At 27.3% G+C, this 16,370-nt stretch carries 12 protein-coding genes; 1 reads left to right on the top strand and 11 read right to left on the bottom strand.

From position 1 onward, the window contains the following. Positions 1 to 37: 37 nt before the first annotated feature. From KYD98_RS09295 to KYD98_RS09255, 9 genes are all read right to left on the bottom strand, one after another. Complete coding sequence (locus KYD98_RS09295; protein ID WP_219779482.1) at positions 38 to 1,165, bottom strand: glycosyltransferase family 4 protein; 1,128 nt, start codon at positions 1,163 to 1,165, stop codon at positions 38 to 40. Continuing rightward, the gene (locus KYD98_RS09290; RefSeq protein ID WP_219779480.1) at positions 1,165 to 1,899 is read right to left on the bottom strand and encodes an acyltransferase; all 735 of its coding nucleotides are present in this window, start codon (positions 1,897 to 1,899) and stop codon (positions 1,165 to 1,167) included. Before KYD98_RS09290 ends, KYD98_RS09295 begins: the two co-directional genes overlap by 1 nt. Continuing rightward, positions 1,893 to 3,275, bottom strand: a complete 1,383-nt coding sequence (locus KYD98_RS09285) for a glycosyltransferase (protein ID WP_219779479.1) — start codon at positions 3,273 to 3,275, stop codon at positions 1,893 to 1,895. Before KYD98_RS09285 ends, KYD98_RS09290 begins: the two co-directional genes overlap by 7 nt. Before the next feature lie 31 nt (positions 3,276 to 3,306). Further along, positions 3,307 to 4,464 (bottom strand): beta 1-4 rhamnosyltransferase Cps2T, encoded by a 1,158-nt coding sequence (cps2T, locus tag KYD98_RS09280; protein WP_219779477.1) that lies wholly within the window; start codon positions 4,462 to 4,464, stop codon positions 3,307 to 3,309. 19 nt (positions 4,465 to 4,483) lie between these two features. Next, positions 4,484 to 5,830 (bottom strand): UDP-glucose dehydrogenase family protein, encoded by a 1,347-nt coding sequence (locus tag KYD98_RS09275; protein WP_219779475.1) that lies wholly within the window; start codon positions 5,828 to 5,830, stop codon positions 4,484 to 4,486. A gap of 12 nt (positions 5,831 to 5,842) precedes the next feature. Beyond that, the gene (locus KYD98_RS09270; RefSeq protein ID WP_308462451.1) at positions 5,843 to 6,508 is read right to left on the bottom strand and encodes a sugar transferase; all 666 of its coding nucleotides are present in this window, start codon (positions 6,506 to 6,508) and stop codon (positions 5,843 to 5,845) included. A 651-nt stretch (positions 6,509 to 7,159) separates the two neighbouring features. Beyond that, positions 7,160 to 7,927, bottom strand: a complete 768-nt coding sequence (locus KYD98_RS09265) for a tyrosine-protein phosphatase (RefSeq protein ID WP_219779471.1) — start codon at positions 7,925 to 7,927, stop codon at positions 7,160 to 7,162. Between the two features lie 528 nt (positions 7,928 to 8,455). Further along, positions 8,456 to 9,172, bottom strand: coding sequence for a CpsD/CapB family tyrosine-protein kinase (locus KYD98_RS09260; RefSeq protein WP_219779469.1), 717 nt, complete (start codon positions 9,170 to 9,172; stop codon positions 8,456 to 8,458). A gap of 19 nt (positions 9,173 to 9,191) precedes the next feature. Further along, complete coding sequence (locus tag KYD98_RS09255) at positions 9,192 to 9,887, bottom strand: YveK family protein (protein WP_219779467.1); 696 nt, start codon at positions 9,885 to 9,887, stop codon at positions 9,192 to 9,194. A gap of 557 nt (positions 9,888 to 10,444) precedes the next feature. On the opposite strand from KYD98_RS09255, the gene KYD98_RS09250 reads away from it, so the two are divergent. Beyond that, the gene (locus KYD98_RS09250; protein ID WP_219779465.1) at positions 10,445 to 11,626 is read left to right on the top strand and encodes a cell wall-binding repeat-containing protein; all 1,182 of its coding nucleotides are present in this window, start codon (positions 10,445 to 10,447) and stop codon (positions 11,624 to 11,626) included. Between the two features lie 46 nt (positions 11,627 to 11,672). On the opposite strand, the gene KYD98_RS09245 is transcribed toward KYD98_RS09250, so the two are convergent. Both KYD98_RS09245 and KYD98_RS09240 read right to left on the bottom strand, forming a co-directional pair. Next, on the bottom strand, positions 11,673 to 13,379 hold the full coding sequence (locus KYD98_RS09245; protein ID WP_219779464.1) for a methyl-accepting chemotaxis protein: 1,707 nt from the start codon (positions 13,377 to 13,379) through the stop codon (positions 11,673 to 11,675). 953 nt (positions 13,380 to 14,332) lie between these two features. Beyond that, the gene (locus KYD98_RS09240) at positions 14,333 to 16,165 is read right to left on the bottom strand and encodes an N-acetylmuramoyl-L-alanine amidase family protein (protein WP_219779462.1); all 1,833 of its coding nucleotides are present in this window, start codon (positions 16,163 to 16,165) and stop codon (positions 14,333 to 14,335) included. Between the last annotated feature and the right edge of the window lie 205 nt (positions 16,166 to 16,370).

Here is a 16,370-nt window from a genome sequence, read left to right as displayed (position 1 = left end):
TGCAACTTGTCTTACTATTAAAATATATTATCAACTTTTAAACTTTTAAACTTTTAATAAAATTTTCACTTATCTTTTCCCATGAAAAATTATTTCTAATTGTATTTTTTGAATTTATCCTTAAGCTTTCAGAATAGTTTTTATCTGAACATATATTTAATATTTCTTTTGCCCACCTATCTATATTAAATTTATCAATTATAACACCATTCACCTTATTTTCTATTAATGTACTTGATCCACCATTTAAACTAGTTACAACTGGCACGCCAAAATACATTGCTTCTAATAATACCATTCCAAATATTTCTAATTTAGATGGTAACATAAAAACTTCCGCTTCTGGATATATGTATTTTAAAAATTTATTATCAATTTTATCAATAAATATGATATTTTTTCTTGCATTTTCATTTATAAGTTTCAATGATTTTTCAACATAGGATTTTTTTCCATTTCCTATAATAACAAGTTTCAATTCTGAATTTTCTTTATTTACTTTTTCAAATACTTGTAACGTAAATCTAAAATTTTTTCTTTCAATTAAACTTCCAACATATAGTATACTTTTATTTTTCTTCATAAATTCTTTTAACTTAATTACTTTTTCACTTGGATTATTGACTTTATCAAAAACATCCGTATCTAATCCAACACCTAACGTTTTAACATTCTCAAATCCTTTTTCTTTTAAATATTCTTTAGCTAAATCTGATTTAGTAAAGACTTTATCTAAACTTTTATTTAGCTTTTTAGTGAATAATAAGTCATATATTTTTTCAGTAAATGGTATTTTGAACATATTATAATATGGACCATTATATAATACTACTTTTGGATTATATCTTGTCCATAACAAAGACATAATCTGACTATATTCAGTTGTTATTATTAAATCATATTTATTCACAAATTCTTTTTTTAACAACGATGGATAAAGTCCTGTTCTTAGAATTTTATATCCTTTTCTCCATAATAAATTTATCTTATTTCCATTAATGCTATCTACATATATTTCTTCATCTTTATCTACATCTGAATAATATATTATATCGCAGTCAAACCCCTTTTTGCATAATGCTTTACAAAAACCAATTTCTTGCAAATTGTATAAATTAGGATTAACCTTATATGGACCATTCCTTACATATAATATTTTTTTCATTAATAAAATACTCCTTTCTTTAATTTATCATTCTCAGTTTCATCTCTATACTTAATTATTTTCACTGAACTTCCTACTGCTATTGCATTATCAGGAATATCTTTATTAACCAAAGTATTTGCACCTATAACGCATCCATTCCCAACAGTTACACCATCTAAAAATACCACTCCAGAGCCAATCCAACAATTATTTCCTATTTTTATCCCCTTATTAGTTACGCCTTGTAATCTTATAAGAGCATTAATATCATTAAAAATATGATTTTCAGAATGAAACCTTACGTTTTGCCCCATAATAACATCATTTCCTATTTCAATTCCTCCAGCTGCTCCGAAAAAGCAGTTTTCACCACAACCAAAGTTATTTCCAATCTTTATACCTTTACCTAAATTTCTTATAGTCCCAGTACATAGAATTCTTGAAAAATCTCCAATACTAATATTATCCCCTAAAGTAACACCATTTTTAGATAAAGCATCAATAATAACATATTTTCCAATATTAATTCCAATGCCGAACTTCATTTTTCTTTTCATTTTTAATTTACTTTTACTTCCAATAAAAATAATATTACTTTTCTTCTTAACAAATAATGATTTTATATTACCTCTAATTAAATTAATGATCATTGAAATTGCTTTACTAAAAAGATAACTTAAACTTAGGTCTTTATCTAATTTAAAATCATTTCCTTTTATTTTTTTTATAAAAAATTCTAAAATATTTAACATTCATATTGCTCCAATACTTTCTCATATATTGACTCTATATTTTTTGTATGATTGTACATATTAAATTTAAAATCATCATCTAAAACATTTTTATTTAAATCTTTTAATACAGTTCTTGCATTAATAAGCTCTATGATTTTATGCTTTAGTTCTGACTTATTTGCTTTAATAATTATCCCTTTTTTTACTTCACTACTTATCACAATGTCCTTACTTCCAACTTTATCAGTAACTAATACTGGTACCCCATAACTAAGAGCTTCTAATACAATAAACCCAAAAGTTTCATTCCATATACTAGGTACTACCAATAAATCAGTATTATCAAATATCTCATTAAGTTGATTATATGAATATCTACCATGAGCTTTAATATTATCATCAATATCTAACTCACTTATATCTCCATATAAATTTAGCTCTACCCTTGATTTGTACTGTTTATTAATTTCTTTCATAGTATCTATTAATAGATTAAACCCTTTGTATTTTTGGTCCGGTCCTAAATATGTTAATTTTAATTTATCATGATTAAAATCTTTTATCTTTCTATTATCTTTAATATGTCCATGAGTAATTGAAATTACTTGTCCACTGCATTTTATATATTGTTCATATGCTCGTTTTGCTACACTACTATTAAATAAAAAACTATCAATACAATTAAACATATCATTATAATAATCTATTAGTTTTTTATAAGAACTTCTATATTCTGTATTAATTTTTATTTCTCTATTAGCCAAATTAGAATTAACACTTTTATTGTTTTTTATCTTTTTAGCTAACGTCTTTAATTTAGGTGTAATTCCCTTATTTTTTAAAAATCTATATATAGGTGATTGAAGTATTTGTATAGTTTTCATACTATATCCCGACTTATTGCAATTTAAACACTTTTCTAGATTTCTTTTTTCACATAAACATCCTTTATTATCTATAAAATTAACTTTAGTACAAATTCCAAAATAATCATGTGTAGTATAAACTATTTTAATATCTAATTCTTTAGCCGATTCTAAAAATTCTTTATGTAATCCCATAAAAGTATGAATATGAACTATTTGTATGTCATTCTCTAATAAAAACGTTTTGAATATTTCCGTATCACAAATTTCCATAAACTCTTGTGGCTTAGAAATCCCATTTAATAATGGAACTGGTAATGGATTAACTATTTCATATGTTTTTATTCCAAATTCATTTTTATAAGACTTAATTTTAGTTTTTTCATTTAATAAAGATATTCTTCCTGGAAATAATAAGTATACTTTATCTCCATTTCTGACTTGTTCTTTCATTAAGTCAATCGAATATTTAGTTAATCCTCCAGTTCTATATGGCGGAAGACCTAATGAGTAATGTAAAATATTCATAATATCCTCCATAAAATATTAGCTAAATATCTTAATATTCACCAAATACTTTTTCATAATCATTAATTATTTTATTCCAAGTATACTCTTCACGAATTCTTTGCTTAGCATTTTCTCCATAACTAGTAACTGCAACTTCATCATAAACATCTAAATTATCAATTAATGTTGCTAAATTTCCATCTTGCTTTGTAAAATACAAAGCTCCATTTTCTCCAACTTCTCTATTAAATCCAACATCAAGTAATATATTTAAATCCGTAGTTGCTAACGCTTCTAAAAGAGATGGATTGGTTCCACCAACTTCATGGCCATGAAGATAACCATAAGCATTTTCTCTAATTTTCTTTAACAGTTCTTGATCATATACTGTACCAACAAATTTAATTCTCTTATCTTTATCAAAACCAGTTCTTTGTTTTAATTCTTCATAAAACTTATTTTTTTCTACATTCGTGATTAAAATAAAATCCTTATCTGTTTTTGATTTCATAAATTCAGATATCATGGTTTCATAATTATTTTCTGGCACAAATCTTCCAACAACAAGATAATATTCTTTTTTCTTAACGCCTTTTTCTTTATACCAATCTAATAACTTACTATCCTCATCATTTAATTTTGATTTTTCCGTATCAGCTCCATAAGCTATAAATGTTGTTTTAGGATTATATTGTTTATAATCTTCTTTTATATATTTCTCTATATTTTTAGAATCACAAACTAATAAATCAGCATGTTTAACCATAAGTTTCTCTGATATCTTCCAATACCTTCTTATTGCTGCATTCCATTTTGCTCTTTTCCATTCATGGCCATCAGGATTTACTAATAGTGTTCCACCTAGCTTTTTTAATTGATTCTTATATCTTCCAATGAAAGGTCCAATCCTACAAGCTAAAACATATACTATAGCATTTTTTATATTATTCTTCTTAATATAACTAATACTTTCTTGTAATGCTCTTACGTCATAATAAACAGCTTTAGCTGGTCCTATATTAGGTACATTTATATCGAAACATCTTGCTCCATTATGCTCAAATTCTTTAACATTATCTGATAAACAAGAAACATGATATTTTATTTCTTTGCATTTTTGTCCTTCTGTTAGCTTCTCAACAAATGTCTCAAACCCACCATATTTAGCTGGTATACCTTTTGACCCAATTATAAAAACGTGTTTCATTACTTAATCTCCTCAATTGTTACATTCTTGTTGCTGCAACTTCACTTCTAGCTTCTTCTATATTAAAAATTGCTTTTCTTCCAATAGAATGGTACTCAATTCTTTTTTCTTTTACATCATTAATTGCATAACAATTTCTCCCATCATATATAATAGGAGTATTCATAACTTCACTATATATATTTAGATCTAAAGATTTTATTTCATCCCATTCTGTAAATATGAATACTAAATCTGCTTCTTTTAATGCTTCTTCTGGAGATTTTACATACTCTATTTCTGTTGGATATATCTTTTTAAAGTTTTCTTCTCCTACTGGATCATATGCTACTACTTCTGCACCTTCATCTAGTAATCTTCTTACATTAGGTATTGATGGTGCTTCTCTTAAATCATCTGTTCCTGGTTTAAATGTTAATCCAAGTACTGCAACTTTTAATCCTTTTAAACTTCCAAATCTTTGTTTAGCTGCTCTAAATAATTTATATTTTTGATTTTGATTTACTTCAATTGTTGCTTTTATTGTCTTAAGTTCATATCCATTATCATTTGCAAGCCAGTGAAGTGCCTTAGTATCCTTAGGGAAACAAGAACCTCCATATCCTATTCCTGCATTTAAGAATTTATTTCCTATTCTTGGGTCATAACTCATACCTTTTGCTACATCTTGAATATCCGCTCCAACTATTTCACAAAAGTTAGCTATTTCATTCATAAAAGAAATCTTAAGAGCTAAAAAGTCATTTGAAGCATATTTAATCATTTCCGCACTTCTTCTATTTGTAACAACTATTGGTTGATTAAATCTTTCATATACTTCTCTTAAAGTATTTTCTGCTTTCTTAGATTCAACCCCAATTACTATTCTTTTAGCAAATAAAGTATCTTTAACTGCTGTTCCTTGTGCCAAGAATTCTGGATTTGATGCAACTTCTATATGTACATCATTATTAACATTTTCTTTTAAGAATTCTTCCACTTTATCATTAGTACCTATTGGAACTGTTGATTTAACTACAACTAAGCAATCATTTTCCACATTGTCAGCAATTTGTTTGCATACACCAAATACATAATCTAAATTAGCAGATCCGTCTTCTCTTTCAGGAGTACCAACCCCTATGAATACTAAATCTGCATCTTTATATGCACTTACATAATCTGTTGTAAAATCTAATCTATTTTCCTTATAGTTTCTTTTTAATAATTCATCTAATCCTGGTTCATATATAGGGGAAATTCCCTTTTTCATTGTTTGAACTTTTCTTTCATCTATATCAACACAAGTTACATTATGTCCCATTTCAGAAAGACACGCTCCAGTAACTAACCCTACGTATCCTGTTCCTGCAACAACTATTTTCATTTATTTATCCCCCTAACTAGCATGTTCATCACCAAACAACACAAAGAATGTTTTAAATATCAACTTTATGTCAATTAATGTGCTTCTTTCTTCTACGTATTTAACATCCAAAGCCATCCATTCCTTGAATCCAATATCGTTTCTTCCTGAAACTTGCCAGTAGCATGTTAATCCCGGTTTTACATAGAATCTTTTTTTCATCCAATCTTCAAAATGAACAACTTCATTTTCAAGTGATGGTCTAGGCCCAACTAAACTCATTTCCCCTTTTAATACATTTAATAATTGAGGTAATTCATCAATACTTGTCTTTCTTATGAACTTCCCAATCTTTGTTACTCTAGGGTCATTTTTCATTTTAAACATTGGACCACTCATTTCATTCCTGTCCCTTAGCTTCTTTTTAAGCTCTTCTGCATTTACAACCATTGACCTAAACTTGTACATATCAAATATAATTCCATTTATACCAACTCTTTTTTGTTTAAATATAATAGGTCCTTTTGATTCTAGTTTTATGCATGCAGCTACTATTAATAGTAGTGGACTTAATACTATTAATCCTAGCAAGGAACAAACTATGTCTATAGTTCTCTTTAAAAAACAATATCCTACACCAACTTCTCTTATTTGTTTTTTAAACAAAACTTCTTCTGTCCCGAGATTTAATTGTTGCACCATATCCCCCCCTTTAATTAAATCAAGACAAGCAAATTATAGGCTTGTACATATATACACATATACAAATTATGAATATTTCCTATTTTAAACACAAAAATAAATAACAATTCCAAAATTGCAATGGATATTTTCCACCAGGCAAAAAATGGATTTGTTACTTCCTATATTTATATATTTTTGCTTAAATTATAATATTTTATAGTATATTTGCCTATAATATCCTTTTTTTCATATCAATATAATAACACATATTTCTTTTTATGTTAATATTTTTTAAAATTTTATTGAATTAAATATTTTTATGAAACTTTTTTGATAATTTATTAACACATTTAACTCTATTATGTTCTATTTTATTATATATAGTATTTATGTAAAAAAAAGTTATCTGTAAAAGAATAAAATCCTAGCCTCAATCTAAAAAACAGTTCCATCTGAGACTAAGATTTTTTTATTTGCTCTTCCATGAGCTTTTTCTTTAAATTCAATATCTATACATTTAAACTTTAAATCTTTACCAAAAAATTATGCAGTTCTTTAATGTATTGAAAATTTATTATTGTAAAATATATATCTTCTAATTAAGTTATTATATTTATAAGCTAAATTATTATATTTATAAGATTTTTATAGCATATTTATAGCAAATTATCTTTTTAAAAATGAAAATATTGATTTCTTTTCTTTAATTTTTTCACCTGAAAATTCAACTGATTCATTTAATAATATTTTCATTGAATTATTTTTAAAATTTTCTTCAATTATATTTTGATTTTTCCCTAATAAATTTAATGCATTTTTTAAACCTATGCATCTATTCGTATTATTATGTGCATCAGATCCCATAAAACTATATATACCATTTGCCATAAGAATTTCAGAAGTTTTTTTAACTTTATTTCCAAATTTGCCTTCTAAACTTCCTGCATTTACTTGAAATAAATATCCTTCATTGATGAATTTATTTATAACAGAAGGGGTTTCTATAATTTCTTTATATCTTTCTGGATGAGCTATGATTGGTACAATATCTCTGATTTGAAGTTCATAAATTATATCAAATATATTTTCATCAAACTTTCTCATTGAAAATTCTATAAGCATATATCTTGAGTCATTTAAAGTTCCAATAGTTCCTTCCATATAATCTTTTACTATATTTTCAGTAAAGTAAACTTCTTGACCACTATAAACATTTATATTTAATTTATTAGTTTTTATTACTTCATTAATTTTAGCTACATGTTCTTTAACCTGATTTATATTTGCTTCTCCATATTCAAGTAAATAGTGTGGAGTAGCAATTATATCAGTTGTGCCTTCTTTTTCTGCATTTTTAAGCATATCTAAAGTCATTTCCATACTCTTAGAACCATCATCAATCCCTGGTATTATATGTGAATGAATATCTATCATAACTACTCCTTTTTTACCTTTAAATTTCCCTAATTGCTTGTCAGCAATCTTTGATTAGAAGTATGCATTAATTGGACTAATCTTTATTTTGAGAGTTATTAAGTGAGAATCCAAAAGTGAAAATCCAAATTTTATATTTGGTTATTTGAACTTTCACAGAGTGCATTTCAAATTTGATTATTCGAACTTACTCAGCAAATGTATATGAGTCGAGTTTCCTGTTTCAATTTTGTCCATGAGCTTTATCTGGATAGCTAGTATCTGTAATTTCATAACAGCTACACTCTCCTGGACCTGTTCCTCCTTGATGGTATAACGACTTCTAACCCTTCATTGAAAGATAAACTTCTTCTGAAGGCTAAGAATTCTGTTTATACTACAATATCAACACGCCTTTAAACTATAGGTAATGTTAATTTTCATATTGTAGTATAAGATCGAACTGACAACAAATCCTTTAAAACCACGTAGTGGTTTATTCCTTAATCGTCAATTGTCCATCGTCCATCGTCCATTGTCAATTGTCCATTATGAATTGTTCTCTGCATTTCCATAGTAGTAGTAATACTTACCCTTAGTGTTTTCTACTGCATGAAGTACTGTTCCTATTATATTAGCTCCAACTTTTGTTAAAAGGTTTTTTGCTTCTAATACTGCTTCTATTTTTGTTCTTTCAGCTCTTATAACAAGTATTGTTCCATCTACCTTTGTTGATAAAACTTGAGCATCTGTCACTGCTTGAAGTGGTGCACTATCTAAAATCACCATGTCATATTTTTCTTTTAGTTTTTCTATTAATTCACTCATAGCCTTTGATGATAACATTTCCGATGGATTTGGTGGTATTTTTCCTGAAGGTAATATATCTAGATTTTCATTACGTGATTGTATTGTTTCTTCTAAATTTGCCTTACCTATAAGTACTTCTGAAAGACCTACTAAGTTTGATACTTTAAAGTTTTTATGTACGGCTGGTTTTCTTAAATCACAATCTACAATGATTACTTTCTTCTCATTTTGTGCAAATGATAAAGCAAGATTTCCAGATACAGTTGATTTTCCTTCTGCTGCCTCAGAGCTTGTTACAACTATAGTTTTTATTTCCTTATCAAATGAGGAATATTGTATATTTGTTCTTAATGTTCTGTAAGATTCTGAAACTACAGATTTAGGTTTCTTTTCAACTACAAAGCCTTTATATTCTTGATTTTGAACTGCTTTTTCTAATTTTCTTCTACTAAACATACTTTTTTCCTATCCCCCTTTAATTTAACTCATCTGGTATTGCACCAAGTACAGGTAATCCAACTATTTGTTCTAATTGCTCTTTAGTTTTAAATGTGTTATTCATAAATTCTAATAAGAAAGCTAGTCCAACACTAACCATTAATCCAAGTAAAAATGCTATTGCTATATTCATTTTTTTATTAGGACTTACTGCCTTATCTGGCATCTTTACACTTTCTATTATCTTTACATTACCATTTGGTATAAGGTCTTTTGATGATTTAATGAATTGTGTTGTAATTGAATCTACTATATTTTTAGATAATTCTTTGTCTTTACTTATATATTTAATCTCTAGAATTTGAGTATCTGCTCTTGGAGTAACAGTTAAACTTTTAAGCACATCTTCTGATGATATGTTTATATTAATATTTCCACTAATAGCTGATTCAACTAAGTCATTAGTAGTTATAACTTCTGCATATGTCTTTAATAACTTTTGATACATTTGAACATCACTACTGTTATATTCTTTATTTTGGGTATTCTCTTTTCCTATGAATACCTTAGTGCTTGCCTCATATTTAGGTGATATAACAAAAAAACTAATAATTCCTGATAATAATGTTGCAATGACTGTTATTAAAACTATCATTCTCCACCTTTTGATTAGTGTATTTACTATGTCTTCAATTTTTATGATTTCTTCATTTTGTACAATTTGTTCACTCATTCCTTCTCTCCTTGTCAATTGTAATTTTAAACATTTCTTGTTATATTGTACCATTTATAATAACTTATGTTAATATTTTGTTATATTATATATTTTTTCCTTATTATTTCTTATATTTTTTGTTTGTTATATTATATATATTTTCCTTGTTATTCCTTATATTTTTTTATTTTTTATAATATCTATAGTCTTTTTGATAAATAAATTTGAAAATTTAATTATCATTTCATTTTTTTACCTCAACTATAATATATTACAACTTTTTGTGATATATTTCAACATAAGACACATCAAATAAAATAATAAATACCCCTGGGGTACCCCGGAGGTACCCCAGGGGTATTTATGGGAATTTAGATGTAAATATCCACACTTTACATTTATGGTATTATAATGGTAAATTATAATATGATAAATATTTTACTTTTTGGGAATTATATGTTAATTAATGACTTGATTGTAATAAATTTGTGTTAAATATATGTCCATATTATAACTACAATATAGACATTTACTTAAAATACATCATAAAATTTTTTAAATAAAGGAGTCTAAAAATGAAAAGTTTAAAACTAAAAAAGTTAATAGCTGCTTCATTAGTAACATTAGTGGCTATGACAACTACTTTTTCTGAGCAAGCTTCAGCAGCTTGGAGAGAAGCAGGTAATGGAAGTTGGAATTACACAAATGATGAAAATTCATTAGCTAGAGGTTGGAATTCAATTGATAATAATTGGTATTTTTTTGATTCTAATGGAACAATGAAAACTGGTTGGTTTCTTGATGGAAGCTCATGGTACTACTTAGATGAATCTGGTGCAATGAAGACTGGATGGGTAAACACTAACGGTTCTTGGTATTACATGGGAGCTTCTGGTTCTATGCAAACAGGTTGGATAAATGATAATGGTACTTGGTATTATTCTCAAACATCAGGTGCAATGAAGACTGGTTGGTTAAATGACAACGGTACTTGGTATTATTTAAATCCTACTGGACCAATGCAAACAGGTTGGATAAATGACAATGGTACTTGGTATTATGCAAACTCTATTGGTGTTATGCAAAAGGGATTAGTTGAAATAAATAATAAAACTTATTATTTAAATGATAGTGGAGTAATGCAAACTGGTAATGTTACAGTTAATGGTCAAACTTATACATTTGGAGCTAATGGTGAAAAAATAACTTCAAATGAAAATTCAACTAATACAAATTCAAACAATGCATCATCTACTGATTCAAATACTAATAATTCTAGTACAAGCTCTGCTGGTGGATCAGGTGGTTCTGGCGGATCTGGTGGTGGTTCTGGAAGTTCCTCTAAAGATAAAGACAAGGATAAAGATAAGGATGATTCTGTAAGCTATAAAAAAGTATTTGGTACTTGGAAAATTGCAAGATATATACCATCAAATATAGATGCAGATGAAAGTCTAAAATCAAAGATTTCTATAGTTGTTGGTGAAGATGTTACTATAAAAGAAGATAATATAAAGGCATCTATTTATTCTTTTGATGAACCTGTATTTAAAGCAGAGACTTTAAGTGCATCTGATTTTAAAGATACTTGGAATGAGACTTTTGAAAACATAGGTATAAAAGGTGATTCAGTTGATTATATAACAATATATAAGAACAAAAATTCTAATACAAAAGTATATGTATTATTCGATAAAAATGGTAAAGTTTATACTATTGCTAAAGGTTATGTATTCCAATTAAAGAAAATAAAATAAATTATACCCCTGGGGTACCCCAGGGGTATTTTTATCATTATGTTAACTAAACTCTAAATTTTTGAACCATTTCATTTATTTTTTGTGCTAATTCTGCTTGATGTTGTGCTGTTATTGCTAATTGTTCTACTGATTTTGCTGTATCATGCACTCCATCTTTTACTGAAATAACTTCTTCACTAGATTTTTGAGCTGTTTCAGCCATGTTTTGAATTGCTCCACTAACTTGTCCAACAGTTGCTGTAATTTCTTCTGACATAGATGCAATTTCATCTGACATTTGACTTACAAAGCTTGAAGCATTGTAGTACTCATTACCAGTTTGTCCATAAGCGTCAAATTGTTCATAAACTTTTGTATCTATAAATTTTAATATATCACTACCTGTACCAACACTGCTTTTAAATGCATTTTGAACCTTTATAATAGTTTCTTTAATGCTTGCTACTGCCTCTGATGATTGCTCTGCAAGTGCCCTTACTTCATCTGCTACAACGGCAAATCCTTTACCTTGTTCTCCTGCTCTTGCTGCCTCTATAGCTGCATTTAATGCTAGTAAATTAGTTTGTTCAGCAATACCTGATATAGTATCTGCCATAACTTTTATACTATCTACTACCTTTCCATCTTCTATAGCCTTTTCCATATTCTTTTGTTTTTCGTCATATATTTTTCTTGTTTCTTCTATTGCTTTTTGACTATTATCTTTAACTTTTATAGCATGTTCTTTAAATTCATTTGAATTATTGCTCCCAGTACTAGCTTTTGATGATAACATATTTATACTTGAATCTACTTCCTGAATTGATGCACTTAATTCCTCTGTTGTTGCACTTGACTCTTGTATTCCAGAAGCAATATTATTTATAGATTCATCAATTTCTTCTGTTTTTGATGATATTTCCTGGACTGTAGCTGAAAGTTGTTCTGATGATGCACTTATTTCTTGTAACTGATCCATAATTATTCTAACTAATTCTCTTACATTCTTTTGAGCTTTGTTTAAAGCCATCCCTGTTTGTGCAAATTCATCTTTTCTTGTAACTGCAATTGGATTTGAAAAATCATAATTTGCTAATTGTTCTGCAAATTCTTTTATTTTATTTAATGGTCTTTCTATGCCTATTGACATAAAATATCCTATTAAAATTGCAATTACAAGACCTACTACACTTAAAACTTTCATTAAAGTACTACATTTAATATATATAGAATATGTATTATCATTAACCTCTTTAGCATTATTTTCATTAATATCTATAACCTTATCAATATTATTCATCATGCTATCTTTAACTGATTGTATATTATTATACTCTTTTTGAGCTGTATCATAATCATTCACTTTAACTGCATCAATAATATTATTTCTTATTTTTCTATACTTGTACAAGTCACCTTTAAAGTTTGTCCAAAACTCTTTTTCCTCTTCTATAAAAGGTAATTTATCATACTCTTCTATATATTTATTATTCTGTTCTACTACATTATTAATATTTTTTTCTGCCTCCACAATTTTATCTGGATCTTTTTCATTCAAAATAACTAAAACTTCACCTTTTAATTCACCTAAATTTTTTCTTATATTTAAAAGTTTATCAATACTTTTAAAATTCATAGTATACATTTCTTCACTGTTTTTATACACTCTTTCAAGTGCTATTCCACCTATCATTCCTACAATACAAACTAGTATTGCCACTATTAAGAATGAACCAATTAACTTAGTTTTTACTTTTGATGTTTTCAACATAATTATGTATCCTCCCTTTTCTTCTTTATCTTAAACTTTAAATCAATATATACGTATATATATTGCAATTTAACATCTACATTTGTTTAAACACTCTTGTTGAAGATAATTTAAAATTAAATTTAAAATTTGATTGTAGAAATCATATTACAACATATATGATTATTTTTAGTGTAAATGTAAACTAGAATATATATTTTTTTATTCATGAACTTAACTTTATATCATATATAAAATGAGTAAATTACTTAATATCTACACACTCCTGAATAACAATTTCTTAGTAAAAATTATAAATTTATTTACACTAAAATATCAATATTTATTTAAAGCATACCTTGTTTTAAAAATATAAAACGTCCCATTATCACTTAACATTCAATATATTTTTTCCCAATAATATTATCAATTATATTATATCCCATAATATAGCTTTAATAAAAGTAAAATAGATAAAAATACCCCTGGGGTACCCCAGGGGTATTTTCATCATTATGTTAACTAAACTCTAAATTATTGGACTAATATTTATTTTATAGCTTCATTATTATATATATCACCTTTCTAAGATAATCTATAGTTTAAATTAAATATGGTAGATATATTTGCGTAGTAATACATTGTAAATTTTGATTTAGTGTTTCATCATTTCTGGGGTGAAATTTGTCACTGTTTGAACCTTTAGGTGAGTTTAACAAAACATCCTCATATACCTATTATTTTTCCAATCATAATCTATATAAAAAAAGAACAATTAATACGAAATGATGCATCAAGAAAATGTGCTTTAGTATTTCTTAATTTTAATATGAGTTTTACGTTAAGAATATTGTTACTGTTTGAGTGCTTGCACGAGTTTAACAATATTTAGTAAAGGTCATATTAAAATTTTAGAAATACTTAGCTCGTTTTCTAGCATCTGTAGTATTAATTGTTCTTTTTGCACTTCTAGATTATCTTATCCAAGCTCCATTTGAGCCTAGTTTATATCCATCAACAGTTGTATTTCTTGCCATAGATCCATCTGAATACATATAATACCATGTACCCATATCATCTACCCAACCTGTTAACATTTTTCCATCATCTCTTAAGTAATACCACTTATCACCCAAAAGCTTCCATCCTGTTGCCATATCTCCACTATAATTTAAATAGTACCATGAACCATTTGAAGTAACCCATCCTCTTTGCATTGTTCCAAGTGCATCCATGAAATACCATCTACCATCAATAAAGTTCCATCCTAGAGCCTTATTTCCAGATGAAATATATTGCCAATTACCATCACTAAGCATATTCCATCCATTCCCAGAAATTGTTGCTACTGAACCTAAAAGTGGTGTTTCACTTAAAACATAATCGCCTACTTTATTTATTGAAAACTCTATATCATCATCATCTACTTTAACATTTGAATCTATCAATTCTAAAGATTTTGAGTTCTTATTATAATAGTAGACATACATTTTTTTATCATTATATTCTGATCCTATATCAACTTTAACCTTTGCCTTACCTGGTAATTTACCATCATATTTAAAGTATAAGTTAACAACATCTGCACCATTTAAAACCTTCTTTATCTCTGACTCATTTGGAGATGTTGTTTCAATTGTTGTATCCAATTTACCATCCATATCAGAAACATTTTTAATATCTTTCGTTTTAAATGTCCAAGTATAGTCATCTCCTTCAAGTACTAAAGTCCTATCATCTTTATCCTTTAAATATTCAAAAACTTCTTTTTCTACTCTTGGATAATCAGAAACATCATAAGAAGCTTCATCATCTTTTGCATCCTTAATCTCGTCCTTAATTTCATCACTATCAGCAGTACTTCCTGAACCACTGCCTGATGATCTATGAGATCTGTGAGAACTTCTTTCATCAATGCTACCAGTTCTATCATTAACCTCTATTGTCTCACCATTTACTGTGACTTTTGCAATTACTTTTATATATTTATCTTCATCTCTGCTAGCTATCTTATATTCCCTATCAGTTTCACTAGAAATTCTATCAAAATCTCTATCTTTTTTCTTAGATCTATACCATTGATATTCTATTTTAGTTGGAGTTGTAATCTTGCCATTTAAATAAGCTGTTACATTAGCCTCTAAAGTCTTTCCAACTTTTTCAGTTCCTGAAATTGATACCTTTGCTGATGCATTTCTTTGAATTTCCGTTTTTAATGAAGTTTTAGCCAAAACAACTTTACCATCACTATTAAGCCATTCATATTTACAATCAGATAATGTTCCTCCACTAGGTATCCACTTATTATTACTATCTTTAGTTGCTACCTCTATATATTTAATATACTTTCCATTAATTATCTCATCATTGTTTGGTAATTTACTATCCTTAGATAAATCATAAATTTTATCATTAATTTTTATTTTACTTATACTAACTCCTGGAGATGTAGTAACTTGTGGTGTAGTGAATTGAATTCCTATATAAGCTTTATTAGATGTTGATTGATCACTTCCTTTTAATTTTTCTAATGCTGTCTTATTATCATCAGTAAAATTATTAGGCACAGTTATAATTACAGAACCAGGTGTTGTAGTCTGAACCGTTATACCAGCATTTCCATACTGTTCACTTTTAGAACATATTGTTGTTACTTGCCCTGTTTCCTTTATATCATTATTATTAATACCTTCTGCATAAGCCTTGGTATTAACTCCCTCAAATTTTTGTGCAATTCCAGTTGCTTGCACTCCAGTTATAGCTGCAAGAACCAATGCTATTGTCTTTGCATGCATATTTCTCTTCATCAATTTTCCCCCTCATAATTTCATTTAATATAAATTTTTCATACGATTTTTCATCAATACCATAATGGTACAATATATTACATTTACCTTTATAATTCCATTTACCCCTGGGGTACCCCAGGGGTATAATTTGGTGCATGTACTTCTTATATAATTATAACATTAATGTAAAATATTTTCATATAAGACATAAAAAATCCACCTA

Origin of the sequence: Clostridium weizhouense (genome assembly GCF_019431045.1) — a bacterium.
Taxonomy (GTDB): Bacteria; Bacillota; Clostridia; order Clostridiales; family Clostridiaceae; genus Clostridium; species Clostridium weizhouense.
This window is presented reverse-complemented; position numbering and strand designations above follow the sequence as displayed.

Coding starts and splice junctions, on each gene's coding strand:
- KYD98_RS09295 (WP_219779482.1), bottom strand. CDS start 1,165: ATGAAAAAAATATTATATGTAAGGAATGGTCCATATAAGGTTAATCCT.
- KYD98_RS09290 (WP_219779480.1), bottom strand. CDS start 1,899: ATGTTAAATATTTTAGAATTTTTTATAAAAAAAATAAAAGGAAATGAT.
- KYD98_RS09285 (WP_219779479.1), bottom strand. CDS start 3,275: ATGAATATTTTACATTACTCATTAGGTCTTCCGCCATATAGAACTGGA.
- cps2T (WP_219779477.1), bottom strand. CDS start 4,464: ATGAAACACGTTTTTATAATTGGGTCAAAAGGTATACCAGCTAAATAT.
- KYD98_RS09275 (WP_219779475.1), bottom strand. CDS start 5,830: ATGAAAATAGTTGTTGCAGGAACAGGATACGTAGGGTTAGTTACTGGA.
- KYD98_RS09265 (WP_219779471.1), bottom strand. CDS start 7,927: ATGATAGATATTCATTCACATATAATACCAGGGATTGATGATGGTTCT.
- KYD98_RS09260 (WP_219779469.1), bottom strand. CDS start 9,172: ATGTTTAGTAGAAGAAAATTAGAAAAAGCAGTTCAAAATCAAGAATAT.
- KYD98_RS09255 (WP_219779467.1), bottom strand. CDS start 9,887: ATGAGTGAACAAATTGTACAAAATGAAGAAATCATAAAAATTGAAGAC.
- KYD98_RS09250 (WP_219779465.1), top strand. CDS start 10,445: ATGAAAAGTTTAAAACTAAAAAAGTTAATAGCTGCTTCATTAGTAACA.
- KYD98_RS09245 (WP_219779464.1), bottom strand. CDS start 13,379: ATGTTGAAAACATCAAAAGTAAAAACTAAGTTAATTGGTTCATTCTTA.
- KYD98_RS09240 (WP_219779462.1), bottom strand. CDS start 16,165: ATGAAGAGAAATATGCATGCAAAGACAATAGCATTGGTTCTTGCAGCT.